23 protein-coding genes are annotated in these 25,685 nt (G+C 68.2%); 14 read left to right on the forward strand and 9 right to left on the reverse strand.

Going from position 1 to position 25,685, the window contains the following annotated elements; translation table 11 throughout:
- Window positions 1-4 precede the first annotated feature (4 nt).
- The 8 genes from flgG to DIE23_RS24080 all read left to right on the forward strand — a co-directional run bounded on the left by flgG (window position 5) and on the right by DIE23_RS24080 (window position 9,621).
- Window positions 5-793 (forward strand): flagellar basal-body rod protein FlgG, encoded by a 789-nt coding sequence (gene flgG, locus DIE23_RS24045; RefSeq protein WP_121861173.1) that lies wholly within the window; start codon window positions 5-7, stop codon window positions 791-793.
- Between the two features lie 21 nt (window positions 794-814).
- Entirely contained in the window at window positions 815-1,504 is a 690-nt protein-coding gene (gene flgH / locus DIE23_RS24050) for a flagellar basal body L-ring protein FlgH (RefSeq protein WP_124614423.1), read from the forward strand.
- Window positions 1,505-1,509: 5 nt separating this feature from the next.
- Window positions 1,510-2,688 carry a flagellar basal body P-ring protein FlgI gene (locus DIE23_RS24055; protein ID WP_124614424.1) on the forward strand — a complete coding sequence of 393 codons (1,179 nt, stop codon included), beginning with the start codon at window positions 1,510-1,512 and terminating at the stop codon, window positions 2,686-2,688.
- Window positions 2,689-3,672, forward strand: coding sequence for a flagellar assembly peptidoglycan hydrolase FlgJ (flgJ, locus tag DIE23_RS24060; protein WP_124614425.1), 984 nt, complete (start codon window positions 2,689-2,691; stop codon window positions 3,670-3,672). It abuts the gene before it with no gap.
- A 218-nt stretch (window positions 3,673-3,890) separates the two neighbouring features.
- The gene (locus DIE23_RS24065; RefSeq protein WP_124614426.1) at window positions 3,891-4,646 is read left to right on the forward strand and encodes a flagellar brake protein; all 756 of its coding nucleotides are present in this window, start codon (window positions 3,891-3,893) and stop codon (window positions 4,644-4,646) included.
- 191 nt (window positions 4,647-4,837) lie between these two features.
- Window positions 4,838-6,817, forward strand: a complete 1,980-nt coding sequence (gene flgK / locus DIE23_RS24070; protein ID WP_124614427.1) for a flagellar hook-associated protein FlgK — start codon at window positions 4,838-4,840, stop codon at window positions 6,815-6,817.
- A 17-nt stretch (window positions 6,818-6,834) separates the two neighbouring features.
- Window positions 6,835-8,070 carry a flagellar hook-associated protein FlgL gene (gene flgL / locus DIE23_RS24075; RefSeq protein WP_124614428.1) on the forward strand — a complete coding sequence of 412 codons (1,236 nt, stop codon included), beginning with the start codon at window positions 6,835-6,837 and terminating at the stop codon, window positions 8,068-8,070.
- 243 nt (window positions 8,071-8,313) lie between these two features.
- Window positions 8,314-9,621 (forward strand): solute carrier family 23 protein, encoded by a 1,308-nt coding sequence (locus DIE23_RS24080; protein ID WP_124614429.1) that lies wholly within the window; start codon window positions 8,314-8,316, stop codon window positions 9,619-9,621.
- Between the two features lie 39 nt (window positions 9,622-9,660).
- On the opposite strand, the gene DIE23_RS24085 is transcribed toward DIE23_RS24080, so the two are convergent.
- The gene (locus DIE23_RS24085; protein ID WP_124614430.1) at window positions 9,661-10,545 is read right to left on the reverse strand and encodes a transcriptional regulator GcvA; all 885 of its coding nucleotides are present in this window, start codon (window positions 10,543-10,545) and stop codon (window positions 9,661-9,663) included.
- Between the two features lie 96 nt (window positions 10,546-10,641).
- On the opposite strand from DIE23_RS24085, the gene DIE23_RS24090 reads away from it, so the two are divergent.
- The 6 genes from DIE23_RS24090 to gor all read left to right on the forward strand — a co-directional run bounded on the left by DIE23_RS24090 (window position 10,642) and on the right by gor (window position 16,400).
- Window positions 10,642-11,256, forward strand: coding sequence for a chromate transporter (locus DIE23_RS24090; protein ID WP_124614431.1), 615 nt, complete (start codon window positions 10,642-10,644; stop codon window positions 11,254-11,256).
- Window positions 11,253-11,780: a chromate transporter gene (locus tag DIE23_RS24095; RefSeq protein WP_059535107.1), complete on the forward strand. Its 528-nt coding sequence runs from the start codon at window positions 11,253-11,255 to the stop codon at window positions 11,778-11,780. The genes DIE23_RS24090 and DIE23_RS24095 overlap by 4 nt, the downstream gene beginning before the upstream one ends.
- A gap of 58 nt (window positions 11,781-11,838) precedes the next feature.
- Window positions 11,839-12,612 (forward strand): YoaK family protein, encoded by a 774-nt coding sequence (locus DIE23_RS24100; protein ID WP_124614432.1) that lies wholly within the window; start codon window positions 11,839-11,841, stop codon window positions 12,610-12,612.
- Between the two features lie 470 nt (window positions 12,613-13,082).
- On the forward strand, window positions 13,083-14,204 hold the full coding sequence (locus DIE23_RS24105; protein WP_124614433.1) for a porin: 1,122 nt from the start codon (window positions 13,083-13,085) through the stop codon (window positions 14,202-14,204).
- A gap of 372 nt (window positions 14,205-14,576) precedes the next feature.
- Window positions 14,577-14,801: a hypothetical protein gene (locus DIE23_RS24110; RefSeq protein ID WP_124614434.1), complete on the forward strand. Its 225-nt coding sequence runs from the start codon at window positions 14,577-14,579 to the stop codon at window positions 14,799-14,801.
- A 243-nt stretch (window positions 14,802-15,044) separates the two neighbouring features.
- Window positions 15,045-16,400, forward strand: a complete 1,356-nt coding sequence (gene gor / locus DIE23_RS24115; protein ID WP_124614435.1) for a glutathione-disulfide reductase — start codon at window positions 15,045-15,047, stop codon at window positions 16,398-16,400.
- An 85-nt stretch (window positions 16,401-16,485) separates the two neighbouring features.
- Here the strand turns inward: gor and DIE23_RS24120 are convergent, their stop codons facing one another.
- The 8 genes from DIE23_RS24120 to DIE23_RS24155 all read right to left on the reverse strand — a co-directional run.
- A complete protein-coding gene (locus DIE23_RS24120; protein ID WP_124614436.1) occupies window positions 16,486-17,787 on the reverse strand; it encodes an FAD-binding oxidoreductase in 1,302 nt (433 codons plus the stop codon).
- A gap of 25 nt (window positions 17,788-17,812) precedes the next feature.
- Window positions 17,813-19,117, reverse strand: coding sequence for an FAD-binding oxidoreductase (locus DIE23_RS24125; protein ID WP_124614437.1), 1,305 nt, complete (start codon window positions 19,115-19,117; stop codon window positions 17,813-17,815).
- Window positions 19,118-19,229: 112 nt separating this feature from the next.
- The gene (locus tag DIE23_RS24130) at window positions 19,230-20,807 is read right to left on the reverse strand and encodes a DUF3138 family protein (protein ID WP_124614438.1); all 1,578 of its coding nucleotides are present in this window, start codon (window positions 20,805-20,807) and stop codon (window positions 19,230-19,232) included.
- 101 nt (window positions 20,808-20,908) lie between these two features.
- Window positions 20,909-21,748 (reverse strand): ABC transporter permease subunit, encoded by an 840-nt coding sequence (locus DIE23_RS24135; RefSeq protein ID WP_044847895.1) that lies wholly within the window; start codon window positions 21,746-21,748, stop codon window positions 20,909-20,911.
- Window positions 21,745-22,731 carry an ABC transporter permease subunit gene (locus tag DIE23_RS24140; RefSeq protein ID WP_124614442.1) on the reverse strand — a complete coding sequence of 329 codons (987 nt, stop codon included), beginning with the start codon at window positions 22,729-22,731 and terminating at the stop codon, window positions 21,745-21,747. The genes DIE23_RS24135 and DIE23_RS24140 overlap by 4 nt, the downstream gene beginning before the upstream one ends.
- A gap of 10 nt (window positions 22,732-22,741) precedes the next feature.
- Complete coding sequence (locus DIE23_RS24145; protein ID WP_124614439.1) at window positions 22,742-23,896, reverse strand: ABC transporter ATP-binding protein; 1,155 nt, start codon at window positions 23,894-23,896, stop codon at window positions 22,742-22,744.
- A 191-nt stretch (window positions 23,897-24,087) separates the two neighbouring features.
- Window positions 24,088-25,203 (reverse strand): polyamine ABC transporter substrate-binding protein, encoded by a 1,116-nt coding sequence (locus DIE23_RS24150; RefSeq protein ID WP_124614440.1) that lies wholly within the window; start codon window positions 25,201-25,203, stop codon window positions 24,088-24,090.
- A 62-nt stretch (window positions 25,204-25,265) separates the two neighbouring features.
- On the reverse strand, window positions 25,266-25,685 hold a 420-nt coding region (locus tag DIE23_RS24155; RefSeq protein WP_124614441.1), incomplete at its 5' end, for an aminotransferase class III-fold pyridoxal phosphate-dependent enzyme.

A 25,685-nucleotide genomic window follows, 5' to 3' on the forward strand; every position in this document is an offset into this window, starting at 1 on the left:
CAACATGAACCGATCGCTCTACATCGCCGCCACCGGCATGAATGCGCAGCAGGCGCAGATGGACGTGATCTCGAACAACCTCGCGAACACCAGCACGAACGGTTTCAAGGCGTCGCGCGCGGTGTTCGAGGATCTGCTGTACCAGACCATCCGCCAGCCGGGCGCGAACTCGACGCAGCAGACCGAACTGCCGTCGGGCCTGCAGCTCGGCACCGGCGTGCAGCAGGTCGCGACCGAGCGCCTGTACACGCAGGGCGGCCTCACGCAGACGGGCAACTCGAAGGATGTCGCGATCAACGGCGCGGGCTTCTTCCAGGTGGTGATGCCGGACGGCACGAACGCCTATACGCGCGACGGCTCGTTCCAGACCAACGCGCAGGGCCAGCTCGTCACGTCGAGCGGCTATCAGATCCTGCCGGCGATCACGGTGCCGCAGAACGCGCAGTCGCTGACGATCGGCAAGGACGGCGTCGTGTCGGTCACGCAGCCGGGCTCGAGCAACGCGGTGCAGATCGGCTCGCTGCAGATCGCGACCTTCATCAACCCGGCCGGCCTCGAGGCGAAGGGCGAGAACCTGTTCGCCGAGACCACGTCGTCGGGCGCGCCGAACGTGTCGCAGCCGGGCCTGAACGGCGCGGGCGTGCTCAACCAGGGCTACGTCGAGGCGTCGAACGTGAACGTCGTGCAGGAGCTCGTCAACATGATCCAGACGCAGCGTGCGTACGAGATCAACAGCAAGGCCGTGACGACGTCCGACCAGATGCTGCAGACCGTCACGCAGATGAAGAGCTAACCGGAACGTCACGTCGTCGCCATGAAGCAGGTTCGCCTCCTCCCGTCAGCCCCCGTCCGCGCCGTGTGCGCGGTCGCGGTGGCCGCGCTCGCCGGTTGCGCGCAGATTCCGCGCGACCCGATCATCCAGCAGCCGATGACGGCGCAGCCGCCGATGCCGATGTCGATGCAGGCGCCCGGCTCGATCTACAACCCGGGCTATGCGGGCCGGCCGCTGTTCGAGGATCAGCGGCCGCGCAACGTCGGCGACATCCTGACGATCATGATCGCGGAGAACATCAACGCGACCAAGTCGTCCGGCGCGAACACGAACCGGCAGGGCAACACCGACTTCAGCGTGCCGACGGCCGCGTTCCTCGGCGGGCTGTTCGCGAAGGCGAACCTGTCGGCGGCCGGCAACAACAAGTTCGCGGCGACGGGCGGCGCCAGCGCGGCGAACACGTTCAACGGCACGATCACGGTGACCGTCACCAGCGTGCTGCCGAACGGCAACCTCGTCGTCAGCGGCGAGAAGCAGATGCTGATCAACCAGGGCAACGAATTCGTGCGCTTCTCGGGCGTCGTCAACCCGAACACGATCTCGGGCGCGAACTCGGTCTACTCGACGCAGGTCGCCGACGCGAAGATCGAATACTCGTCGAAGGGCTACATCAACGAAGCCGAGACGATGGGCTGGCTGCAGCGCTTCTTCCTCAACATCGCACCGTGGTGATGACGATGCCGCAGCCTCTTGTTCACCGCCTGTCGTCCCGTGCGCGTGCCGTCGCGCGGCTCGCCGCCGCGTTCGTGCTGGCGGCGTGCGCGCTCGGCGCGGCACCCGCGCACGCGGAGCGCCTGAAGGACCTCGCGCAGATCCAGGGCGTGCGCGACAACCCGCTGATCGGCTATGGCCTCGTCGTCGGCCTCGACGGCACGGGCGACCAGACGATGCAGACGCCGTTCACGACGCAGACGCTCGCGAACATGCTCGCGAACCTCGGCATCTCGATCAACAACGGCTCGGCCAACGGCGGCCCGTCGTCGCTGAACAACATGCAGCTGAAGAACGTCGCGGCCGTGATGGTGACCAGCACGCTGCCGCCGTTCGCGCGGCCGGGCGAGGCGCTCGACGTGACCGTGTCGTCGCTCGGCAACGCGAAGAGCCTGCGCGGCGGCACGCTGCTGCTCACGCCGCTGAAGGGCGCGGACGGCCAGGTGTACGCGCTCGCGCAGGGCAACATGGCGGTCGGCGGCGCGGGTGCGAGCGCGAACGGCAGCCGCGTGCAGGTGAACCAGCTCGCGGCCGGCCGGATCGTCGGCGGCGCGATCGTCGAGCGCGCGGTGCCGAACGCGATCGCGCAGATGAACGGCGTGCTGCAGCTGCAGCTGAACGACATGGACTACGGCACCGCGCAACGGATCGTGTCCGCGGTCAATGCGAGCTTCGGCCCGGGCACCGCGACGGCGCTCGACGGCCGCACGATCCAGCTCGCCGCGCCGGCGGATTCCGCGCAGCAGGTCGCGTTCATGGCGCGCCTGCAGAACCTCGACGTGAGCCCCGACAAGGCCGCCGCGAAGGTGATCCTGAACGCGCGCACCGGCTCGATCGTGATGAACCAGATGGTCACGCTGCAAAGCTGCGCGGTCGCGCACGGCAACCTGTCGGTGATCGTCAACACGCAGCCGGTGGTGTCGCAGCCGGGACCGTTCTCGAACGGGCAGACGGTGGTCGCGCAGCAATCGCAGATCCAGCTGAAGCAGGACAACGGCGCGCTCAAGATGGTGACGGCCGGCGCGAACCTCGCCGACGTCGTGAAGGCGCTGAACACGCTCGGCGCGACGCCGGCGGACCTGATGTCGATCCTGCAGGCGATGAAGGCGGCCGGCGCGCTGCGCGCGGACCTGGAGGTGATCTAAATGGCAGCGAACCTTCCGAACGCGAACGACCTGACGCAGCGCTTCGCGCTCGACGTGCAGGGCTTCGACGCGCTGCGCGCGCAGGCGAAGCAGTCGCCGCAGGCGGGCGCGAAGGCGGTCGCCGGCCAGTTCGACGCGATGTTCACGCAGATGATGCTCAAGAGCATGCGCGACGCGTCGCCCGACGGCGGGCTGCTCGATTCGCACACGTCGAAGATGTACACGTCGATGCTCGACCAGCAGCTCGCGCAGCAGATGTCGAAGCGCGGGATCGGCGTGGCCGACGCGCTGATGAAGCAGCTGCTGCGCAACGCGGGGCAGGGCTCGGGTAGCGACACGACGGCCGACGCCGGCGCGGCCGGGCTCGGTGCCGCCGGCTTCGGCACCTCGGGCAACGAAGGCAGCCTCGCCGCGATGAACGCGATGGCGAGGGCCTACGCGAACGCGGCGAACAATGGCGGGCTCGCCGGCGCGCGCGGCTACACGGCCGGCAGCGCGCTGACGCCGCCGCTGAAGGGCGCGAGCGGCGTGCAGGACGCCGACGCGTTCGTCGACCGGCTCGCCGGCCCGGCGCAGGCGGCGAGCGCGACCACCGGCATCCCGGCGCGCTTCATCGTCGGGCAGGCCGCGCTCGAATCGGGCTGGGGCAAGCGCGAGATCCGCGCGAGCGACGGCTCGACGAGCTACAACGTGTTCGGCATCAAGGCGAACAAGGGCTGGACGGGCCGCACGGTGTCGGCACTGACGACCGAATACGTGAACGGCACGCCGCGCCGCGTCGTCGCGAAGTTCCGCGCGTACGACTCGTACGAGCACGCGATGACCGATTACGCGAACCTGCTGAAGAACAACCCGCGCTACGCGGGCGTGCTGAGTGCGAGCCGCAGCGTCGAGGGCTTCGCGCACGGGATGCAGAAGGCCGGCTACGCGACCGACCCGAATTACGCGAAGAAGCTGATCTCGATCATGCAGCAGATCGGCTGACGGGCCCGCCCCGCCGCCTGTTTGCAATCTTACGGACCGCGCCCGGCAGACCGCCGCGCGCGGTTTCAACGTTTGCGCGAAAAAAACCGGCGTTTCGATCTAAACTTTCGGTGAGCACTGCCGCTAAGTGTGAGAGACCTGTAACCGGGCCATGTTCTGGCCCGGTTTTACTGCGCACCGGTCGTCCCGGGCGCCCATGAAAAGAAAACCGGCTAGCCATGAATATCGAAACGTCGACCGATCCGAGCCTGGATGCGGGCCATTCCGGGCCCGACTACGCCCGCCGCAATCCGCTGGAGATCGGCGTGCAGTTGCGCAACCTCGTGAACCGCGGCGACTTCCTGACCGTCCAGTACCCGGGCGGCCAGCTCGTCACGCGCCTGCTCGAGGTCGACGTCGGCGCGCGCACGTTCACGTTCGACTGGGGCGCGCTGTCCGAGCAGAACGCCGGCATCCTCGGCGCGTCGCACTGCACCTTCGCGGCCGCGCCGGAAGGCGTGCGCGTCGAATTCACGACGGGCACGCCGCGCGAGACGCGCTACGAGGGGCTGCCCGCGTTCGTCGCCGATTTCCCCGACGTGCTCATGTGCATCCAGCGCCGCGAGTATTTCCGCGTCGATGCGCCGATCGTCGATCCGTTCCTGTGCCGCGGCAAGCTGCTGGACGGCGAGAGCTTCGTGTTCGAGGTGCATAACCTGTCGCTCGGCGGCGTCGGGCTGCGGACGGCCGACGAGCGTGTCGAGGCGCTCGAGGTCGGCACGCTGCTGCCGGACGTCGAACTCGAGCTGACCGGCCACGGCAAGCTGTCGCTCGACCTGCAGCTCGTGTCGCAGCGTTCGACCCAGCTGCCGAACGGCTCGCGCCGCTTCCAGCTCGGCTTTCGCTTCATGTCGCTGCCGGGCAGCGCGGAGAACACGCTGCAGCGCCTGATCACGCAGCTCGAGATGAAGCGCCGCTCGCTCGCGCGGGCCTGACGCATCCCTCGCGGCCCCGCTCGGGGCCGCTTTCGCGCCGGCGCCGGCATCGTCCGCCGGGCCGCTCGACAGCCGACGCGCACGCGCGCGTCGCCCGCGCATTTTTCCCTCAATTTTTCCGATCCGCGGCCGTTATACCGGGAGTTACGCAACCCGGCGGCCGCAGCGCGGCCGGCTCATCAGGATCGCGCATGTCCAACACACTCATGAACCTCGGCGTCAGCGGCCTCAATGCCGCGGTCTGGGGCCTCACGACGACCGGCCAGAACATCAGCAACGCCGCGACGCCCGGCTATTCGGTCGAACGTCCCGTCTATGCCGAGGCGAGCGGCCAGTACACGTCGAGCGGCTACATGCCGCAGGGCGTGAGCACCGTCACCGTGCAGCGGCAGTACAGCCAGTACCTGAGCGACCAGTTGAACAGCGCGCAGTCGCAGGGCGGCGCGCTGTCGACGTGGTATTCGCTCGTCGCGCAGCTGAACAACTACGTCGGCAGCCCGACGGCGGGGATCTCGACCGGGATCACGAACTATTTCACCGGGCTGCAGAACGTCGCGAACAACGCGTCCGACCCGTCGGTGCGGCAGACGGCGATGAGCAATGCGCAGACCCTGGCGGACCAGATCACGGCGGCCGGCCAGCAGTACGACGCGCTGCGCCAGAGCGTCAACACGCAGCTCTCCAGCACCGTGTCGCAGATCAACGCGTACACGGCGCAGATCGCCCAGCTGAACCAGCAGATCGCGGGGGCGAGCAGCCAGGGGCAGCCGCCGAACCAGCTGCTGGACCAGCGCGACCTCGCGGTGTCGAACCTGTCGAGCCTCGCCGGCGTGCAGGTCGTGCGCAACGACGGCGGCTACAGCCTGTTCCTCGCGGGCGGCCAGCCGCTCGTCGTCGCCGACAAGAGCTACCAGCTCGCGGCCGTCACGTCGCCGTCCGATCCGAGCGAGCTGACCGTCGTGTCGCAGGGAATCGCCGGCGCGAACCCGCCGGGCCCGAACCAGGCACTGCCGGACACGTCGCTGTCGGGCGGCACGCTCGGCGGCCTGCTCGCGTTCCGCCGCCAGACGCTCGATCCCGCGCAGGCGCAACTGGGCGCCATTGCGACCAGCTTCGCCGCGCAGGTCAACGCGCAGAACGCGCTCGGCATCGACCTGTCGGGCAACGCGGGCAGCAATCTGTTTTCGGTGGGGGCGCCGACCGTCTATGCGAACCAGGGCAATACCGGCACCGCGACGCTGTCCGTGTCGTTCGCCAATGCATCGCAGCCGACGACGGGCGATTACACGCTGTCGTTCGACGGCACCAATTACACGCTGACCAACCGCGCGACCGGCGCGGTGGTCGACCAGAAAGGCGGGCCGATGCCGGTTTCGCTCGGTGGGGCGAGCGGGCTGAACTTCTCGATCGCGTCGGGCACGATGAATCCCGGCGACCAGTTCACCGTGCTGCCGACGCGCGGCGCGCTGGACGGCTTCGCCCCCGCGACGTCGAACGGCTCCGCCATCGCGGCCGCATCGCCGGCCGTGTCGTCGGTCGTATCGACGAACTCGGGCACGGCCACCATCACGCAGGGGGCGGTGACTGCCGGCTACCAGGTGCCGTCGACCACGCTGACCTACAACGCGGCGACCCAGTCGCTGTCGGGCTTCCCGGCCGGAACGACGGTGACGATCGCGGGAACCCCGCCGCAGACGATTGCGATCACCGGTCCGACGACGCCGGTGCCGTACAACGCGTCCCAGGGCGCGACGCTGACCATGTCGGGCACGATGAACGGCGTGACCGTCTCGTTGTCGGGCGCACCGGCGGACGGCGATTCATTCCGGATCGGCCCGTACGCGGGCGGCACGAACGACGGCTCCAACGCGCTGCTGCTGTCGAAGCTCGTCAGCGCGAAATCGTTCGGCAACGGCACCACCACGCTGACCGGCGCGTACGCGACCTACGTGAACGGCATCGGCAACACCGCGAGTCAGCTGAAGTCGTCGAGCGCCGCGCAGACCTCGCTCGTCGGCCAGATCACGACCGCGCAGCAGTCGGTGTCGGGCGTGAACCAGAACGAGGAAGCGGCGAACCTGATGCAGTACCAGCAGCTCTACCAGGCGAACGCGAAGGTCATCCAGACGGCGTCGACGCTGTTCCAGACCGTGCTCGGCTTGTTCAACTGATTCCGGGGACCGAAGCGATGCGGATTTCCACTGCCCAGTTTTACCAGATGAACGTCGCTCAGATGAGCGACCAGCAAGCGCAGCTCTCCCAGCTCTATCAGCAGATCTCGAGCGGCGTGAGCCTGACCACGCCGGCCGACAATCCGCTCGGCGCCGCACAGGCCGTGCAGTTGTCGATGACGTCGGCGACGTTGTCGCAGTACTCCGCGAACCAGAACGTCGCGCTGTCGTCGCTGCAGAAGGAGGACCAGGCGCTGACGAGCGTGAACAACCTGCTGAACAGCATGCACACGGTCATCATCCAGGCCGGCGACGGTTCGTTGACCGATAGCGACCGGTCGGCGCTCGCGACGCAGCTGCAAGGCTATCGCAACCAGTTGCTGACGCTCGCGAACACCACGGACGGCGCGGGCAATTACCTGTTCGCGGGCTTCCAGTCGACCACGGCGCCGTTCACGGATGCCGCGGGCGGCGGCGTGGTCTACAGCGGCGACAGCGGCGCGCGCCAGGTGCAGATCGCCGACACTCGCTCGGTCGCCCAGGGCGACAGCGGCACCAGCGTGTTCCTGTCGGTGCCGATGCTCGGCAGCCAACCCGTGCCGGCCGCGGGCGCGGGCAACACGGGCACGGCCACGATCGGCGCGGTATCGATCACGAATCCGTCGGCCGCTTCCAACGCGCATTCGTTCACGATCGCGTTCGGCGGCACGGCGGCCGCGCCCACCTATACGGTCACCGACAATGTGATCGGGCCGTCGAGCCAGACCGCGCCGCAGCCGTACTCCGACGGCGCCGCGATCGCGCTCGGCAACGGCCTGACGGTGCCCGTATCGGGAACGCCGGCGTCGGGCGACACGTTTACCGTCACGCCCGCGCCGCAGGCCGGCACCGACGTGTTCGCCGCGCTCGACACGATGATCGCCGCGCTGAAAGTACCCGTCGGCAACAGTACGGCCGCCGCGGCCGCGCTGGCGAACACGATGACGACCGGCACCACGAAGCTGAACAACACGATGACGAACATCCTCACCGTGCAGGCGTCGGTCGGGGGCCGCGAGCAGGAAATCCAGGCGATGCAGGCGGTGAACCAGACCAATACCGTGCAGATCAGCAGCAACCTGGCGGACCTGACCAGCACCAACATGGTGTCGACCATCAGCCAGTTCCTGCAGATGCAGAATGCGCTGTCCGGCGCGCAGAAGGCCTACGCGCAACTGCAGAACCTGTCGCTGTTCCAGTACATCAATCCGTGACATCGGCGGCGTAACGCTCGATGTGAGTGCTCGCTTACGTCGCGCGATGCGCCGTCCGTCCATCCGTCGTCTGGGCTGCCGGCCTTCGCCGGTACGACCATGCCGCCGGATGCCCGCCCGGCGGGCACGACCGCCGCACCGGCGGCTCGCGCTTGCCAGCCCCATTTCCGCTCCGTAAACTCGCGCCAGATTCCAGACCGGCGCACCGTCCGCAGCCGGCGTTCGACAGGAGCCCTTTTCCCCATGTCCGATTCCTACTTCCCGCGCTGGCGGGTGCAACCGACCGGCGCGGTCTCGCGCGTGGTCGGCCCCGACGAACGCCTCGCGTGGCCGCAGATGGTCGCGATGGGCGTGCAGCACGTCGTCGCGATGTTCGGCTCGACCGTGCTCGCGCCGCTGCTGATGGGCTTCGACCCGAACCTGTGCATCTTCATGTCGGGCATCGGCACGCTGCTGTTCTTCGTGCTGGTCGGCGGCCGCGTGCCGAGCTACCTCGGCTCGAGCTTCGCGTTCATCGGCCTCGTGATCGCGGTGACGGGCTACGGCGGCAGCGGGCCGAACCCGAACATCCCGGTCGCGCTCGGCGGGATCGTCGCGTGCGGCGTCGTGTACGTCGCGCTCGGCGCGCTGGTGCAGGCGATCGGCACGCGCTGGATCGAGACGCTGATGCCGCCCGTCGTCACCGGCGCGGTGGTCGCGGTGATCGGGCTGAACCTGGCGCCGATCGCGGTCAAGGGCGTGTCGGCATCGACCTTCGACTCGGTGATGGCGCTCGTCACGGTGCTGTGCGTCGGCGGCGTCGCGGTGTTCGCGCGCGGGATGATGCAGCGCCTCCTGATCCTCGTCGGGCTGGTGATCGCGTACGTGATCTATGCGATCGCGACCAACGGGATGGGCCTCGGCAAGCCGGTCGATTTCTCGATCGTCGCGCATGCCGCGTGGTTCGGCGTGCCGAGCTTCCGTGCGCCGGTCTTCGATCCGCACGCGATGCTGATGCTCGCGCCGGTCGCGGTGATCCTGGTCGCGGAGAACCTCGGCCACATCAAGGCCGTCAGCGCGATGACGGGCACCAACCTCGACCGCTACGTCGGTCGTGCGTTCATCGGCGACGGGCTCGCGACGATCGTGTCGGGCAGCGTCGGCGGCACCGGCGTGACCACCTACGCGGAGAACATCGGCGTGATGGCCGTCACGCGGATCTATTCGACGCTCGTGTTCGCGGTCGCCGCGCTGATCGCGATCGGGCTGGGCTTCTCGCCGAAGTTCGGCGCGGTGATCCAGACGATCCCGGGCCCGGTGCTCGGCGGCGTGTCGATCGTCGTGTTCGGGCTGATCGCGGTGACGGGCGCGCGAATCTGGGTCGTCAACAAGGTCGACTTCTCCGACAACCGCAACCTGATCGTGGCGGCCGTCACGCTGGTGCTCGGCGCCGGCGACTTCTCGCTGAAGATCGGCGGCTTCGGGCTCGGCGGGATCGGCACCGCGACGTTCGGCGCGATCATCCTGTACGCGCTCCTGCGCAAGGAAAAGGAACCGGGCCCGGTGGTCTGACCGGGGGCGGGCGGTGCAACGCCGCCCGCCGGCGCGCCCTCACGCGCCGGTATTCGACTGCGCCTGCAGCCACGCGCAGAACTGCGCGACGAGCGGATCGTCGGCCGGCGCGCCCGGCGCGATCCACCAATAGCTGCGCGTCGCGATGCGCGGCCCGTCGAGCGGCATCACCAGGCGGCCGCTCGCGAGTTCGTCGTCGATCAGCGGCAGCGGGCCGAGCGCGACGCCCAGCCCGTCGACGGCTGCCTGCAGCGCCAGGTAGAAGTGGTCGAACGACTGCCGCTTGCGCCCCTTCATCGTCACGCCGGCCGCGGCGAACCAGTCGCGCCAGCCTTCCGGCCGCGTATCCGAATGCAGCAGCACGTGCCGCGCGAGATCGTCCGCGCGGGTGATCGGCGCGCGCTTGAGCAGCGCGGGGCTGCAGACCGGAATCACGCTTTCGTCGAGGAAGTGGCCGCTCGTGCAGTTCGGCCAGTGGCCGGGGCCGCGGCGGATCGCGACGTCGAAACCGTCGAGCGCATCGAGCGGCGCGTTCGACGTGGACAGCTTCAGCTCGACGTTCGGCACGTCGCGCTGGAACCGCGACAGGCGCGGCAGCAGCCATTTCATCGCGAAGGTCGGCAGCGCATTGATGCGCAGCACGCGCGCGGCACCGGTGTTGCGCAGCTGCTCGGTGGCGAGCGCGATGCTGTCGAACGCGGCGCGGACGGTATCCAGATAGCGGCGGCCTTCGTCGGTGAGCTTCACGCGCTTGCCGCAGCGGTGGAACACCGGCTTGCCGAGCCACGCCTCGAACCCGGCAATCTGCCGGCTGATGGCACCGTGAGTCACATGCAGCTCGTCGCCGGCGGCGCTGAAGCTTTCGTGTCGTGCCGCTGCTTCAAAGGCCCGAAGCGCGGAAAAGGGCGGGAGATCGCGTGCCATGCTTGTGATTTTAGATCACAAGGGCGCGTCGATAAAATCGTTTTGCCGGCGTGCTGAACGGCGGTAACCTCGGGGCACCGTTTGATGAGGACCCCCATGCAATCCGTTTCTCCGCCGCCCGCCGCGCCCCCACGCCGGGTCGGGCTCGCCGAGCTGTTCGCCGGCTTCCTGTCGCTCGGCCTGATGTCGTTCGGCGGCGCGCTGCCGTTCGCGCGTCGCACGATCGTCGACGAGCGCAAATGGCTCACCGCCGACGAATTCACCGATCTGCTCGGGCTGTGCCAGTTCCTGCCGGGCGGCAACGTGATCAACCTGTCGGTCGCCGTCGGCATGCGCTTTCGCGGCGTCGCGGGCGCGTTCGCCGGCATTCTCGGGCTGATCGCGGGGCCCACCCTCGTGGTGGTCGCGCTCGGCGTGCTGTATGCGAAGACGCAGGGCGATCCGCGCGTGCAGCACCTGTTCGGCGGGCTCGCCGCCGCGGCCGCGGGCCTGCTCGTCGCGATGGCCGTGAAGGTCGCGAAGCCGCTGCTGCACGCGCCGCGCACGGCGGCCGGTATCGCGGCGCTCGCGTTCGTCGCGATCGCGGTGCTGCGCGTTCCGCTCCTGACCACGATGCTGGTGCTGACGCCCGTGAGCATCTGGCTCGCGTCGCGGCGCCGCGAGACGCCGGCACCGCGGCGCGCCGCCGCGCGCGACGGAGGTCGGTCATGAACGACACGCTGATCGCGATCGCGACGATCTTCAGTCAGCTGTCGCTGCTCGCGTTCGGCGGCGGCAACACGATCCTGCCGGAGATGCAGCGGCAGGTCGTCGACGTGCATCACTGGATGAGCGCGCACGAGTTCACCGCGCTGTTCGCGCTCGCGCAGGCGGCGCCGGGGCCGAACATGATGATCGTGTCGCTGGTCGGCTGGCATGTGGCCGGCTGGGCCGGGCTGCTGGTCGCGTCGATCGCGAAGTTCGGACCGTCGTCGCTCGTCACGGTGCTGGCGCTGCACGCGTGGGAGCGCTTTCGCGACCGGCCGTGGCGCCGCTACGTGCAGCAGGGACTGATGCCGGTCACGGCCGGGCTCGTCGCGGCCAGCGCGGTGCTGATCTCGGAGGCGTCGAACCGCACCGCGATCCAGTGGGGCATCACCGCCGCGTGCGCGGTGCTCGCGTGGCGCACGCGCATCCATCCGCTGTGGCTGCTCGCGGCCGGCGCGCTGATCGGGCTCACCGGCATCGGCCAGTGAGCGGCGCACGACCGGCCTCCCGTGCGCGATACTGGCGCGACTTTTCACGGGAGGCTTGATGGATCTCGACGGCGCCAGCCGCAACCTCACCGTCGCCGCGCTGCTCACGCTGTCCGGCGGCTACCTCGACGCGTACACCTACGTCGGTCACGGCCACGTGTTCGCGAACACGATGACCGGCAACGTCGCGCTGCTCGGCATCAACGTGTCGGCCGGCGAATGGGCGGCCGCGCTGCATCACGTGCCGCCGCTCGGCGGCTTCGTGGTCGCGGTGTTCGTCGCGCACCTGCTCGGCCTCGCCGCGCGGCGAGGCTGGATGCGCCACACCGCGTTCGCGAGCCTGATCGTCGAGATCGCGTTTCTCGGCGTCGCCGCGAGCGGGCTCGTCGGCGCGTCGAGCGCGTGGCTGATTCCCGGCATCTCGTTCGTCGCGACGCTGCAGACGCTGTCGTTCACCCATCTCGAGGAACTGTCGTACACGTCGGTGATGACGACCGGCAACCTGCGGCGCGCCGCGCAGAAGCTGTTCGTCGGGCTGATTCCGCGCTACGACGCGCTCGCGCTGCACGACTCGGCGCTGCTCGCGACGATCAGCTTCTGCTTCCTGGCCGGCGCGGTGGTCGGCGGCTTCGTGACGCGACTCGTGCCGGACGTCGCGCTGTGGGGCGCGGTGCTGCTGCTGGTCGGTGCGTTCGCGGAGATCGTGCGGCGGGCGCGGCGGCGCGCGGGCGGTGGGCGTGATAATGGCGATGGGGCGGCCGGCAACGGCAGCAATGGCAGCAACGGCAGCAACGGCAGCGACCCCGGCGGCGAGACGCCGCGGCCGGCCTGACGCGAGCAGGGCCGCCGCCGTGCGCCTCGCCGGTGCGCCGCGTGACCGAACCAACGGCTCATCGCGTCGCGGATCCGCCGCTACACCCGAACGCCAGCCGGCCGTCCCGGCCGTATCCGATACCGGCGATCGATGCCGCCGCCGGCCCGCTCCGGATCAGTCCGCCTCCACCCACACCTCCACCCGTCGCACCACGGACTGCGTCGTCCGCGTCCCCGCCCGATCCTTACAGCACCGGCCCTCGTTCCACTGTCGCCGCGCCCCGCATCCGCCACGCGAGAGGCAAGCCCGGCGCGGGAAACGTTGTTCCAGGGCGACAGTCGCACGTGACCGAGCATTTCAATTTCTTTCAGGGCGCGCACTGGTCTTATGATTCAGCCCACATCGCGCGCGCCATGAACGTACGCGATCGCCACCCGGCTGCGCACGCGGCCGGCAATGAATGGAGACACCAACAAAAGGGAAAGCTCATGAAGCAGACCACCCGACTCGCAGCCATCGCAGGGGGCGCGGTGCTGGCCTTCGCCAGCCAGTACGCAGCAGCACAAAGCTCGGTCACGCTCTGGGGCGTCGCCGACGTCAGCATCCGGTACCTGACCAACGCCAATGCCAAGAACGACGGCCTGCTGTCGATGACCAACGGCGCGATCACCAACAGCCGCTTCGGCATCTACGGCACGGAAGACCTCGGCGGCGGCCTGAAGGCCCTGTTCAACCTCGAAAGCGGCGTGAACCTGCAGAACGGCGCATTCGCCGACAGCGGCCGCCTGTTCAACCGCGCGGCGTACGTCGGCCTGCAGAGCCCGTACGGCACGGTGACCCTCGGCCGCCAGAAGACGCCGCTGTTCGACCTGCTGTCGGACACCTACGATCCGCTGACGGTCGGCAACTACCTCGAAAACGCGTGGCTGCCGGTCGCGCTGGGTGGCGGCCTGTATGCGGACAACCAGATCAAGTACACGGGCAAGTTCGCGGGCCTGACCGCGAAGGCGATGTACTCGACGGGCACCAACTACGAATCGACCGGCGCGGGCGGCTTCTCGGGCCAGATCCCGGGCTCGCTGGGCAAGGGCAATGCATGGGGCGTGTCGCTGTCGTACGTGGCGGGCCCGCTCAGCATCGCGGCCGGCGCGCAGCAGAACAGCGACAACTCCGCACGCAAGCAGACGATCTACCACGCGAACGTCGTGTACGCGTTCAGCAAGGCGAAGGTCTATGCGGGCTACCTGCGCTCGAAGGACGACACCGGTTTCGTCGACAGCCTGCTCGCGCAGCAGTCGATCCCGGTCGCGAAGGGCACGGGCCGGATCGACGACGGTCCGTTCGCGGGCGTGAGCTGGCAGGTCAGCACGCCGCTGACGCTGACGGGCGCGTTCTACTACGACCACATGCGCAACGCGATGACCGCGAATGGCACGCTCGCGAGCGGCAACCGCTACGCGATCGTCGGCATCGCCGAATACGCGCTCAGCAAGCGCACGGAAGTCTACGGCACCGTCGACTTCAACAAGACGAACGGCGCGGCGAACGTCGAGCTGCCGGGTCGCAGCAACCAGACCGGCATCGCGATCGGCCTGCGCAATATCTTCTGACGAACGTCGGAACGCGTGCGCCGGCTCCGGCTCGGCGCGCATCGAAGAGGCTCCCGCGGGAGCCTCTTTTTTTTGTCACGCGACCTTCATGGGCGCGGACGACCATTCAGCGATCGCTTCATCGGGAACGGCCCGCCCGTAAGGGTTCCGTCGGCATTCCAGAACATACTTTGACAGTGCGCGCGAAGGGTTTCCGCTACGCTGCGTGCAGGGTCCGCCGTGTGCCGCAGCGCACGCGCGGGCGTCGTTCCGGCGCGCATTTTGAGTGCGGCCGGCCTGGTGCGTAATTTTTGTATCCGGTGATGACAAACACGGTCCGCCGGTTTTTTTCGTGGGACGATGCGCTCACGATTTTCTTGAAAGGGGATGACGATGGGTATCCTGAATACCGTGGGTGAAATCGTTGGTGCCGTGGCGGCCGTCGAGGCGGCGGAAAAGGTCGATCCGGATGCGGGTCTGCTGACCAAGGCGGCGGCAGCCGTCGCCGGCTTCAAGGGTGCGGAAGCGATCGAAGGCATGCTCGAGAAGAAGGAAGAGCAGCCCCAGCAGGCAGACGATACGCAGGCGACGGACGGCGGCGACACGTCGCAGGCCTGAGCATGGCGGCTGGTCCGCCGCGGGTGCGCCGTTCGCGCGCCCGGGCGGACCGGTGCCGCGCGGCCGGCAGGCCGGGCATGTGGTCGATCGGTGACGCATGGCACACCCGGCAGCTGGTTTGACCGGCGAGAGGCGACGTCTCTCGCCGTTTTTTATGGCGCGCGCGTCCCGCGGCACCACGTCCCGCACGAATTCCGGAATCTTGCTATCGTGCCGTCATCGGAACTGCGATGAGGGCTTGCGATGGATTTCGACTACGACCTGTTCGTCATCGGGGCCGGCTCCGGCGGCGTGAGGCTCGCCCGGATGTCGGCGTCATACGGCGCGCGCGTCGGCATAGCGGAAGAAGAGCAGATCGGCGGCACCTGCGTGCTGCGCGGCTGCATCCCGAAGAAGCTGCTCGTCTACGCATCGCACTATCCGCACGAACTCGAGGACGCGAAGGGCTTCGGCTGGACCTTCGGTGCCGGCACGCTCGACTGGCCCGCGCTGATCGCCGCGAAGGATCGCGAGATCAACCGGCTCAGCGACATCTACATCAACCTGCTGCGGCAATCCGGCGTCGAGATGCACGCGGGGCGCGCGACGCTCGTCGACGCGCAAACGGTCGCGATCGGCGACCGCACCATCCGCGCGCGCCACATCGCGATCGCGACCGGCTCGCGCCCGTCGCTGCCGCAGCGGCCCGGCATCGAGCATGCGATCACGTCGCGCGAGGCGCTGTCGCTCGCGAAGCTGCCCGCGCGCATCGCGGTGGTCGGCGGCGGCTATATCGCGGTCGAGTTCGCGGGCATCTTCAACGGGCTCGGCAGTCATGTCGATCTCTTCTATCGCGGCGAGAAGATCCTGCGCGGCTTCGACGACGACGTGCGGCAATGCCTGACCGACGAGATGACCAAGCAGGGCGTCGCGATCCACGCGCGCGCGGTGGTCGAATCGATCGCGCGCGCGGACGACGGCTCGCTCTCCGTGCGTGCCGGCGACGCGCAGCATGGCCCGTACGACGCGGTGCTCTATGCGACCGGCCGCGTGCCGAACGTCGAAGGGCTCGGCCTCGAGCGCGCGGGCGTCATGCTCGACGCGCGCGGCGCGATCGCGGTCGATGCGTATTCGGCGACGTCGGTCGAATCGATCCATGCGATCGGCGACGTGACGTCGCGGCCGCAGCTCACGCCGGTCGCGACACGCGACGGCGCGCTGCTCGCGCGGACACTGTTCGGCGGGTCGCGTGTCGCGGCCGATCACGACTATGTGCCGTCGGCCGTGTTCAGCCAGCCCGAGGTCGCGACGGTCGGCCTGACCGAGGCCGATGCGCGTCGCGTGCACGGCGAGCTCGATATCTACCGCACGTCGTTCAAGGCGCTGCGCCACACGCTGTCGGGCCGCGACGAGCGCACGCTGATGAAGCTGGTGGTCGCGCGCGACAGCCAGCGCGTGATCGGCGCGCACATGGTCGGCCGCGACGCGGGCGAGATCATCCAGGGCATCGCGATCGCGATCCGCGCGGGCGCGACGAAGGCGCAGTTCGACGACACGATCGGCATTCACCCGACCGCGGCCGAGGAGTTCGTGACGATGCGGCAGAAGGTGGCCGAGTAGCGGGAACCGTGCCGTCGCACCGGATGAAGGGGAGACGGCCGTGCGCAAGCTCGGCCGTTTCGCATGGGGCGGCCGCGCCGCCCGCTCAATGCATGCCGAACGCGTCGAGCAGCCGGTACCAGCTCATCGCGAGCACCAGCGCCGGCGTGCGCAGCGTCGCGCCGCCGGGGAAGTCGCGATGCCGGATCCTGCCGAACAGGTCGAAGCGGCTCGCCTGCCCGTCGATCGCCTCGGCGATCAGCTTGCCCGCGAGCGCGGTCGTGTTCACGCCGTGCCCCGAGAAGCCCTGCGCGAAATACATCGTCGGCGCGACGCGCCCGAAATGCGGCGCGCGGTTCATCGTGATGTCGACGAAGCCGCCCCATGCGTAGTCGACCTTCACGTCCGCGAGCTGCGGGAACGTCTTCAGCATGTCCGCGCGCATCGCGTCGGCGAGATTGCGCGGCGGCCGCGTCGAATAGCTGACCTTGCCGCCCCACACGAGCCGCGTGTCGGGCGCCGGCCGGAAATAGTCGAGCACGAAGCGGCTGTCGCAGACGGCCGCGCGCGCGGGCATCAGCGCGGCGGCGCGCGCTTCGCCGAGCGGCTCGGTCGCGATCACGTAGGTGCCGACCGGCATGATCTTCCTCGACAGCGCGGGCGCGAGCGTGCCGACGTACGTATTGCAGGCCAGCACGACGAAGCGCGCGCGCACCTGCCCCTGATCGGTCTCGACGACATGGCCGCCCGTGACGTCGCGCACGCGCGTCACGCAGCTGTCCTCGTGGATCCGCACGCCGGCGTCGGTCGCCGCGCGCGCGAGCCCGAGCGTGTAGTTCAGCGGATGCAGGTGGCCGCTGTCGGGGTCGTACAGGCCGCCGCGATAGCGTGCCGACTGCACGTAGTCGCCGAGCGCGTCGGCTTCGACGAAATGGAAGCGGTCGTAGCCGAAGCGCTTCGCGGCCCCGTCGCGCCAGCGCTTCAGCGCATCCGCGTCGCGCTCGGTGTTCGCGGCGGTCAGGTAGCCGGGCACGAGCGCGCAGTCGATGTCGTGTTGCGCGATGCGCGATTTCACGAGCGACAGCGTTTCGAGGCCCATGTCCCAGATCCGCTTCACGTCGCCTTCCGGCATGAAGTTGCCGAACGTATCGATGTCGCACGCGAAGCCGCCGATCAGTTGGCCGCCGTTGCGTCCGCTCGCCGCCCATCCGACCCGCGACGCCTCGAGCACGGTCACCGAATGGCCGCGCTCGGCGAGGTTGAGCGCGGCGGACAACCCGGTGAGGCCCGCGCCGATCACGCACACGTCGGCGTCGGTCGCGCCGGCGAGCGGCGCATGGCGGGTCGTATCGTTGGCGGTCGCCGCGTAGTACGACGCGACGTGCGGCTGGTTGGCGAATGTCTGCATGATCAGGAGAACGGAGAAAGAGGGCTCAGAACAGCTCGCGCACGCGGTGGTACAGCATCCCGAGCTCGAGCGCCGGCTGCCGCCATGCGTCGCCGCCCGGAAAGCGCCGGTGGCGCAGTTGCGCGAACAGGTCGAACGCGCGCGTGTCGCCTGCGATCGCGCCGGCGATCGCCCGTCCGGCGATGCCGGTCAGTGCGACGCCGTGTCCGCTGAAGCCCTGGACGTAGAAGAAGTTCGGATCGAGCGCGCCGAAGTCCGGTGCGCGGTTGCGCGTGACGTCGACGAAGCCGCCCCACGCGTGGTCGACGCGCACGTCGGCGAGCTGCGGGAACACGCCGACCATGCGCTGCCGGATCGTTTCGGCGAGCGTGTCGGGCGACGCGCCCGCGGAGTTCGCACGGCCGCCGAACAGCATCCGGTGATCGGCCGACAGCCGGAAGTAGTCGAGGAAGAAGTTGTTGTCGCACACGGCTTCGCGCTGCGCGATCAGCGCGTCGGCGCGCGCGCGGCCGAGCGGTTCGGTCGCGATGATGTACGACGCGATCGGTGCGATGCGCGCGGCGGTCGCGGCCGGCAGGATGCCGCCGGGGCCTGCGTTGCAGCACGACACGACGAAGCGGCAGCGCACTTCGCCCGACGGCGTGCGCACGACCGGCCGGGCGCCGCGCACGACGTCGAGCGCGGGGGTGTGCGCATGGAGCGCGACGCCTTCGCGGCGCGCGGCATCGGCGAGGCCGAGGCAATACTTGAGCGGGTGCAGGTGGCCCGACAGCGGATCGTAGACGCCCGCCAGATAGCGCGACGACGCGATCCGCGCGCGGATCTCGCCGGTGTCGAGCCACGACAGCGACGGATGACCCCAGCGCGACGTCGCGGCCTCCATCCATGCACGCAGGTCATCGATGCGGCGCGGCTTCGTCGCGACAGTCAGGTAGCCGCGCGTGAAGTCGCAGTCGATCCCGTGGCGCGCGATCCGCTCGGCGATCAACGCGACGCCGTCGAGCGACAGCGACCACGCGGCGCGTGCACCGGCGGCGCCGAGCTGCCGCTCGATCACCTCGTCTTTCGCGAAGCCGGTGATCGCCTGGCCGCCGTTGCGGCCCGATGCGCCCCAGCCGGGCCGGTGCGCATCGATCACGGCGACCGACAGTCCGCGCGCATGGCAATCGAGCGCCGTCGACAAGCCCGCGAAGCCCGCGCCGATCACGCACACGTCGACGTCGATCGCGCCCTCCAGCGCGGGGTCGTCGACCACCGGCCGCGTGGCGGTCGCTTCGTAGTACGAGTCGCGCGCGAGCGCGTCGGCGCGGCGGGTGAAAGACTGCGTCATCAAACCGACTCCGTCGAAGACGGCCGGCGGCGGTGCGCGACGCACCGCGAGCCGGCCGGGTGAAACGGCGCGGGACGCCATTCTTGCGGCACGGTGTCCCGCGCGGCCTGCATCAGAACGAATAGATGAACTGCGTCGCGAGCAGGTCGTTGGACTTGCCGTACGAACCGTCGTTCCGCAGGAACACCTTGTTGTTCGCCCAGTCGTGCCGGTATTCGACCTTCACGGTGATCTGCTGCGTCGGATAGAACAGCAGGTCGAGCGCGACGTCCTGGCGGATCGCCCCCTTGCAGTCGAAGCCCAGGCCGCCGTTCGCCTTCGACGTCGCGAGGCAGTCCGCATCGACGCCGAAGCCGTTGCTCGGATCCATCCCGTTGCCGTTCAGCGCGATGCCGCCGCCGCCGCCGCCGTTCTTGCTGTTCACGAGCGCATCGTAGCGCAGCGTCACGCCCATGCGGCCGACCACCGGCGCGTTGAACTTGCGGTGCGCGAGCAGCGACAGGCCGTACCACTGCGCGAGCCCGCCGTTGTACGCCGCATGCTGCTGCTGGCCGTAGTCGAGTTCGGCGTTGTACTGGATGTCGGCAAGCGTGTAGGTCGCGTCGACTTCGCCGAAGAAGAACGTGCCGTATGCGCTCGGCGCGGCGCCGCCGACACCGTACGACACGTTGCCGGTCGTCGGGTCGATCGCGCTCGGCAGCGTCTGGCGGCCGATATTGAATGACCCGCCGATGTCGAGCGCGCTGGACCACGTGTAGTCCGCGCGCGCGGTGAAGGTCGGTACCTTGTTGCTGGTCGTGATCGGATCGCCGAGCGCATTGGTGCCCGTCTGCGTGACCGAACCGTACGTGCGGTACTGCTCGTTGCCGAGGAAGAACTTCCACGCCCAGTTGCCCTTCGTGTAGTTCGCGCCCGCGCCGACGTAGCTGCCCGGATCGGAGAAGTCGTACAGCAGGTTGTGCGTGAGCGTGAGCATCTGGTTCGACTGCTGCACCTCGTAGCCGCCGAAGCTCGGGATCAGGCCGGCGACGAGCGTCGTCGTCGCGCTGATCGGCACGTTGATGACCGCGGTGTTCAGCAGGTTGTCGGTGATCGAGCCGCGCGAGTTCTGCAGCAGCGTGATGCCGTTGCCGCGGTTCGGCATCAGCGTGATCTCCGCTGACGGCGCCATCGGGCCGACGCCGAACGTCTTCTTGATGTCGAGGTAGAGGTCGCCGAACGTGCTGTTGAAGTAGTTGTACGCGTTCTCGTGGTTCGCGAACAGGAACGACGACGTGCCGGCCGCGCGGTTGTAGATGTAGGTCGGGTCGAGGTAGCCCGTCACCGACAGGCCCGCGAGCGGCCCGGTGTTGGCCGCGTCCGTCAGCGAGTCGACCTTCAGCTGCTGGTTCGCGATCTGCTGCTTCATTTCGCTGACTTCGTCGTTGGTCAGCGCGGCCTGGGCGCGGCCGTAGTCCGGCGAGGACGGATCGGCGGCCACGATCGCCGGCTTCGCCGCGGCGGTCCCGCCGGCCTGCGCGACCGGCGCGCCGCCCGGCTTCGCGGCGAGCTGCGCCTGCATGGCCTTCATCTGCTTCTGCAGCGCGGCGACCTGCGCCTGCAGTGCCTTGATTTCGGCGGAGGTCGAGTCGGCCAGCGCGATGCCCGGCAACGCGCCGGCCACCAGCAGGCAGATCAGTTTCTTCTTCATTGCGGATTCTCCTTGTCGTGCGCCTGTCAATGTGTGCTCGGTTGGCGCGCCGCATCACGCGGCGCGCGGGTCTTGTTATCGAGGGAAAGGGAAGAGGGGCGTCAGGCCGCCGCGAACGCCGCCTTCATGTCGGCCACCCGGCGCCGTTCGCGCGCGATCATCATCTGGTTCACGACGATCACGCCGATCGTCACGGCCGTGATGAACAGCGTCGCCAGTGCGTTCATCTCCGGGTTCAGCCCGAGCCGCACGCGCGAGAACACCACCAGCGGCAGCGTCGTCGAGCCGGGCCCCGACAGGAACGCCGACAGCACCAGGTCGTCGATCGACAGCGTGAACGACAGCAGCCAGCCCGACAGCAGCGCCTGCGAGATCAGCGGTAGCGTCACCACGAAGAACACCTTCAGCGGCGTCGCACCCAGATCCAGCGCCGCTTCTTCCAGCGACTTGTTCATCTCCTTCACGCGCGACTGCACGATGATCGCCACGTACGACACGCACAGCATCACGTGACCGATCCAGATCGTCACCATCCCGCGCCCCTTCGGCCAGCCGAACATCTGCTCCAGCGCAACGAACAGCAGCAGCAGCGAGATCCCCTGGATCACCTCCGGAATCACCAGCGGCGCGTTGATCATCCCCGTGTACAGCGTGAAGCCCTTGAAGCGGCCGAAGCGCGCGAGCACGAAGCCCGCCCACGTGCCGATCACGACCGACGCGGTGGCCGTCAGGAGGCCGATCTTCAGCGACAGCCACGCGGCCGTCAGCAGCTCGTCGTCCTGCCATAGCGCCGCGTACCACTTCAGCGAGAAGCCCGACCACACCGTCACCAGCTTCGACTCGTTGAACGAGTACACGACCAGGCTGATGATCGGGATGTACAGGAACAGGAAGCCGAAGGCGAGAACGCCCGTCGACAGCGGTTTGCTCGGCTTGATCATTTCGCTTCCTCCAGTTCCTTGACCTGGTAGTACTGGAACAGCGCCATCGGCACCAGCAACAGCAGCACCATCGCGACCGTCACCGCGGACGCCATCGGCCAGTCCATGTTGTTGAAGAACTCGTCCCACATCACGCGACCGATCATCAGCGTGTCGGCGCCGCCGAGCAGTTCCGGAATCACGTACTCGCCGACCGCCGGAATGAACACCAGCAGGCTGCCGGCGATGATCCCGTTCTTCGACAGCGGCAGCGTGATGCGCGTGAACGCGACCCACGGCTTGGCGCCCAGGTCGTACGCGGCCTCGAGCAGCGTGAGGTCCATCTTCACGAGGTGCGCGTAGAGCGGCATCACCATGAACGGCAGGTACGAATAGACCATCCCGATGTAGACGCCCGCGTCGCTGTGATACAAGCGCAGCGGCGTGTGGATGATGCCCAGCGCGATCAGCGCGTGGTTCAGCAGGCCGTCGTCCTTCAGGATGCCGATCCATGCGTACACGCGGATCAGGAACGACGTCCAGAACGGGAGCATCACGGCCATCATCAGCACGTTGCGGCGGCCCGGCTCCGAGCGCGCGATGTAGTACGCCATCGGATAGCCGATCAGCAAGCACAGCAGCGTCGACACGGCGGCCATCTTCAGCGAGCTGAGGTAGGTCGCGATGTACAGGTCGTCCTGCAGCAGGAACGCGTAGTGAGACAGCTGCAGTGCGAAGTGCACGACGCCGTCCTTGATCTCGACGAGCGACGTGTAGGGCGGGATGCCCATCACCTGGTCGGCGAAGCTGATCTTGAACACCAGCACGAACGGCAGCGCGAAGAAGATCGTGAGCCACAGGAACGGCACGCCGATCGCGACGCCGCGGCCCGACGGCAGGAAGCGCGACAGCGCGGCGAAGCGGCCGCGGCGCCGGGCGGCCTGTGTCGTAGCGGGAGCACCGGTCGGAACCGGCGCGGACGGAGTGGAAGCGGAAGTTCTCATCATGTCGCCCTCACTGCGTCAGCACGACGCCGCTGGCCGGCGACCAGGACACGAACACGTCGTCGTTCCAGGACGGCGCACCGTCATGCATCAGGTGCGAGCTCGACAGGTTCGACACAACCGTCTTGCCGCTCGGCAAGCGCACGTGATACAGCGAGTAGCTGCCCATGTACGCGATGTCGGTCACGACGCCGCGTGCCCAGTTGTGATGCGAGCCGGGTTTGTCGCGCGATACGTGCACGCGTTCCGGCCGCACGGAAATACCGACAGGCATGCCGAGCGGACCGGTCACGCCGTGGCTCACGTACATCCGCGCTTCGAGGTCGTCGCTCTCGACGAAGATGTGATCGGGTTCGTCCTCGACCACGCGCCCCTCGAACAGGTTCGTCGAGCCGATGAACTCGGCCGAGAAGCGGCTGTTCGGGTATTCGTACACTTCGCCCGGCGAGCCGATCTGCACGATCTTGCCTTCGCTCATCACCGCGAGGCGGCTTGCCATCGTCATCGCTTCTTCCTGGTCGTGCGTGACCATCACGCAGGTCACGTCGACCTTCTCGATGATGTTCACGAGTTCGAGCTGGGTCTTCTGGCGGATCTTCTTGTCGAGCGCGGACATCGGCTCGTCGAGCAGCAGCAGCTTCGGACGCTTGACGAGCGAGCGCGCGAGCGCGACGCGCTGCTGCTGGCCGCCGGACAGCTGGTGCGGCTTGCGCTTCGCGTACTTGCTCATCTGCACGAGCGCGAGCGCATCCGCCACGCGTTCCTTGATCTCGTTCTTCGGCGTGCCTTCCTGCTTCAGGCCGAACGCGACGTTCGATTCGACCGACATGTGCGGGAACAGCGCATACGACTGGAACATCATGTTGACCGGACGACGGTACGGCGGCAGCGAGGCAAGGTCCTCGCCGTCGACGAAGATCTTGCCGGAGGTGGCCGTCTCGAGCCCGGCGAGCATGCGCAAGAGCGTCGACTTGCCGCAGCCCGAGCTGCCGAGCAGCGCGAACAGCTCGTTCTTCGCGATCGTCAGGTTCACGTTGTCGACGGCCGTGCTGTCGCCGAACTTCTTCACGACGTTTTCGATGCGCACGAACGCGTCGTTCTTCGTGCGGGCCACGGGGGCCGGTTGGGTGTGGCGTGCAGCAGCGGAAGAGGGTATCGATTGCATGGGAGTCACCATTCGTTCTTCACGGATTGCAGGCGTGAGCGTCCCCGCACGAGGCGCGCAAAGCGACTCGCGGACAACGGCTCGTGCCGGATGGAACAGGGCGCGCGGTGCGCGCGGGCGGACGGAAGGTCCGCGGATCTCGGGCGGGGCAGGCGTTCAGCCGATGCCTGCGCCGCCGTGATGGGTTGCGATCAGTGGCCCGTCTTCAGTTGCGCCCACAGACGGTTCTCGAGGCGCAGGATGTCTGCCGGCATCGGCTTCATCAGCACCATCTTCTTCAGCACGTCCTCGGGCGGGTAGACGGTCGGGTCCTGCGCGACGGCCGGCGTGACGAACGGGTGCGCGGCCTTGTTCGCGGTCGGGTAGAACACCGTGTTGGTGATCGCCGCGTTGACCTTCGCGTCGGACACGTAGTTGATCCACTTCAGCGCGGCCTCGGGGTGCGGTGCATCCTTCGGGATCACCATCACGTCGAACCACAGCAGGCCGCCTTCCTTCGGGTTCGAGAACTTGATGTCATACGAGCGCTTCGCCTCGGACGAGCGGCGGTGCGCGATGCCGACGTCGCCCGACCAGCCGAGCGCGACGCACACGTCGTTGTTCGCGAGGTCGTTGATGTAGCCGGACGAGTTGAACTGGGTGATGTACGGTCGGACTTTCTTCAGGACTTCGAACGCAGCCTGGTAGTCGCCGGGGTTCTTGCTGTTGGGATCCTTGCCCATGTACTGCAGCGTGGCCGCGAACACGTCGACGGCCTGGTCGAGGAACGACACGCCGCAGCCTTTCAGCTTTTCCATGTTGGCCGGGTCGAACACCAGCGCCCAGCTGTCGACGGGTGCCTTGTCGCCGAGCGCCTTCTTCACCGCCTGCGCGTTGTAGCCGATGCCGTCCGTGCCATAGGCCCAGGGGACGCCGTACTGGTTGCCCGGATCGGCGTCCGAGATCATCTTCATCAGCAGCGGATCGAGGTTCGCGAGGTTCGGGATCTTCGACTTGTCGAGCTTCTGGTACACGCCGGCCTGGATCTGCTTGGCCATGTAGTTCGACGTCGGCACGACGATGTCGTAGCCCGAGCTGCCCGCCAGCAGCTTCGCCTGCAGCGTGTCGTCGCTGTCGTAGTTGTCGTACTTGACGTGGATGCCCGTCTGCTTCTGGAAGTTCGGGATCGTGTCGGGGGCGATGTAATCGGACCAGTTGTAGACGTTCAGGTCCTCGGCATGCGCCGACGGACTGGCGACTGACGTGAACGCGGCCGCGGCGGCAAGGGCCGCGACGGAACAGGCTTGGCGAAGAAAGCAGGCACGCATGGTGGAATTCCCCTGGGTTATGGCGGCGTGCGGCACCCGCCGCACGCCTGTAGGCAAAGTCGTTACGAAAGGCCCAGTTGCTGGGCGGTCGCATCGACGGCCTTCTTCGCCTTCGATACGAGTTCATCGATTTCCTGACGCGAGATCACGAGCGGCGGGGACAGCAGCATCCGGTCGCCCGTCGCACGCATGACCAGGTTGCCGTTGAAGCAGAAGTCGCGGCAGATCGTGCCGACGTCGCCGCCGTTCGCGAAGCGGCGGCGTTCGGCCGGCGATTCGGCAAGCTGCAGGCTCGCGACCATCCCGTGGCCGTGCACTTCGCCGACGATCGGATGACGCGCGAAGGTTTCGCGCATCAGCGCCTGGAAGTACGGGCCCGTGTCGTGCTTCACGCGCTCGACGATCCCTTCGTCGCGCAGCAGCTTCAGGTTCGCGACCGCCACCGCGGCTGCGACCGGATGGCCCGAGTACGTGAGGCCGTG

The sequence above is a fragment of the Burkholderia sp. Bp9143 genome (genome assembly GCF_003853645.1).
In the GTDB taxonomy this organism is placed as follows: domain Bacteria; phylum Pseudomonadota; class Gammaproteobacteria; order Burkholderiales; family Burkholderiaceae; genus Burkholderia.

Coding starts and splice junctions, on each gene's coding strand:
- flgG (WP_121861173.1), top strand. CDS start 5: ATGAACCGATCGCTCTACATCGCCGCCACCGGCATGAATGCGCAGCAG.
- flgH (WP_124614423.1), top strand. CDS start 815: ATGAAGCAGGTTCGCCTCCTCCCGTCAGCCCCCGTCCGCGCCGTGTGC.
- DIE23_RS24055 (WP_124614424.1), top strand. CDS start 1,510: ATGCCGCAGCCTCTTGTTCACCGCCTGTCGTCCCGTGCGCGTGCCGTC.
- flgJ (WP_124614425.1), top strand. CDS start 2,689: ATGGCAGCGAACCTTCCGAACGCGAACGACCTGACGCAGCGCTTCGCG.
- DIE23_RS24065 (WP_124614426.1), top strand. CDS start 3,891: ATGAATATCGAAACGTCGACCGATCCGAGCCTGGATGCGGGCCATTCC.
- flgK (WP_124614427.1), top strand. CDS start 4,838: ATGTCCAACACACTCATGAACCTCGGCGTCAGCGGCCTCAATGCCGCG.
- flgL (WP_124614428.1), top strand. CDS start 6,835: ATGCGGATTTCCACTGCCCAGTTTTACCAGATGAACGTCGCTCAGATG.
- DIE23_RS24080 (WP_124614429.1), top strand. CDS start 8,314: ATGTCCGATTCCTACTTCCCGCGCTGGCGGGTGCAACCGACCGGCGCG.
- DIE23_RS24085 (WP_124614430.1), bottom strand. CDS start 10,545: ATGGCACGCGATCTCCCGCCCTTTTCCGCGCTTCGGGCCTTTGAAGCA.
- DIE23_RS24090 (WP_124614431.1), top strand. CDS start 10,642: ATGCAATCCGTTTCTCCGCCGCCCGCCGCGCCCCCACGCCGGGTCGGG.
- DIE23_RS24095 (WP_059535107.1), top strand. CDS start 11,253: ATGAACGACACGCTGATCGCGATCGCGACGATCTTCAGTCAGCTGTCG.
- DIE23_RS24100 (WP_124614432.1), top strand. CDS start 11,839: ATGGATCTCGACGGCGCCAGCCGCAACCTCACCGTCGCCGCGCTGCTC.
- DIE23_RS24105 (WP_124614433.1), top strand. CDS start 13,083: ATGAAGCAGACCACCCGACTCGCAGCCATCGCAGGGGGCGCGGTGCTG.
- DIE23_RS24110 (WP_124614434.1), top strand. CDS start 14,577: ATGGGTATCCTGAATACCGTGGGTGAAATCGTTGGTGCCGTGGCGGCC.
- gor (WP_124614435.1), top strand. CDS start 15,045: ATGGATTTCGACTACGACCTGTTCGTCATCGGGGCCGGCTCCGGCGGC.
- DIE23_RS24120 (WP_124614436.1), bottom strand. CDS start 17,787: ATGCAGACATTCGCCAACCAGCCGCACGTCGCGTCGTACTACGCGGCG.
- DIE23_RS24125 (WP_124614437.1), bottom strand. CDS start 19,117: ATGACGCAGTCTTTCACCCGCCGCGCCGACGCGCTCGCGCGCGACTCG.
- DIE23_RS24130 (WP_124614438.1), bottom strand. CDS start 20,807: ATGAAGAAGAAACTGATCTGCCTGCTGGTGGCCGGCGCGTTGCCGGGC.
- DIE23_RS24135 (WP_044847895.1), bottom strand. CDS start 21,748: ATGATCAAGCCGAGCAAACCGCTGTCGACGGGCGTTCTCGCCTTCGGC.
- DIE23_RS24140 (WP_124614442.1), bottom strand. CDS start 22,731: ATGAGAACTTCCGCTTCCACTCCGTCCGCGCCGGTTCCGACCGGTGCT.
- DIE23_RS24145 (WP_124614439.1), bottom strand. CDS start 23,896: ATGCAATCGATACCCTCTTCCGCTGCTGCACGCCACACCCAACCGGCC.
- DIE23_RS24150 (WP_124614440.1), bottom strand. CDS start 25,203: ATGCGTGCCTGCTTTCTTCGCCAAGCCTGTTCCGTCGCGGCCCTTGCC.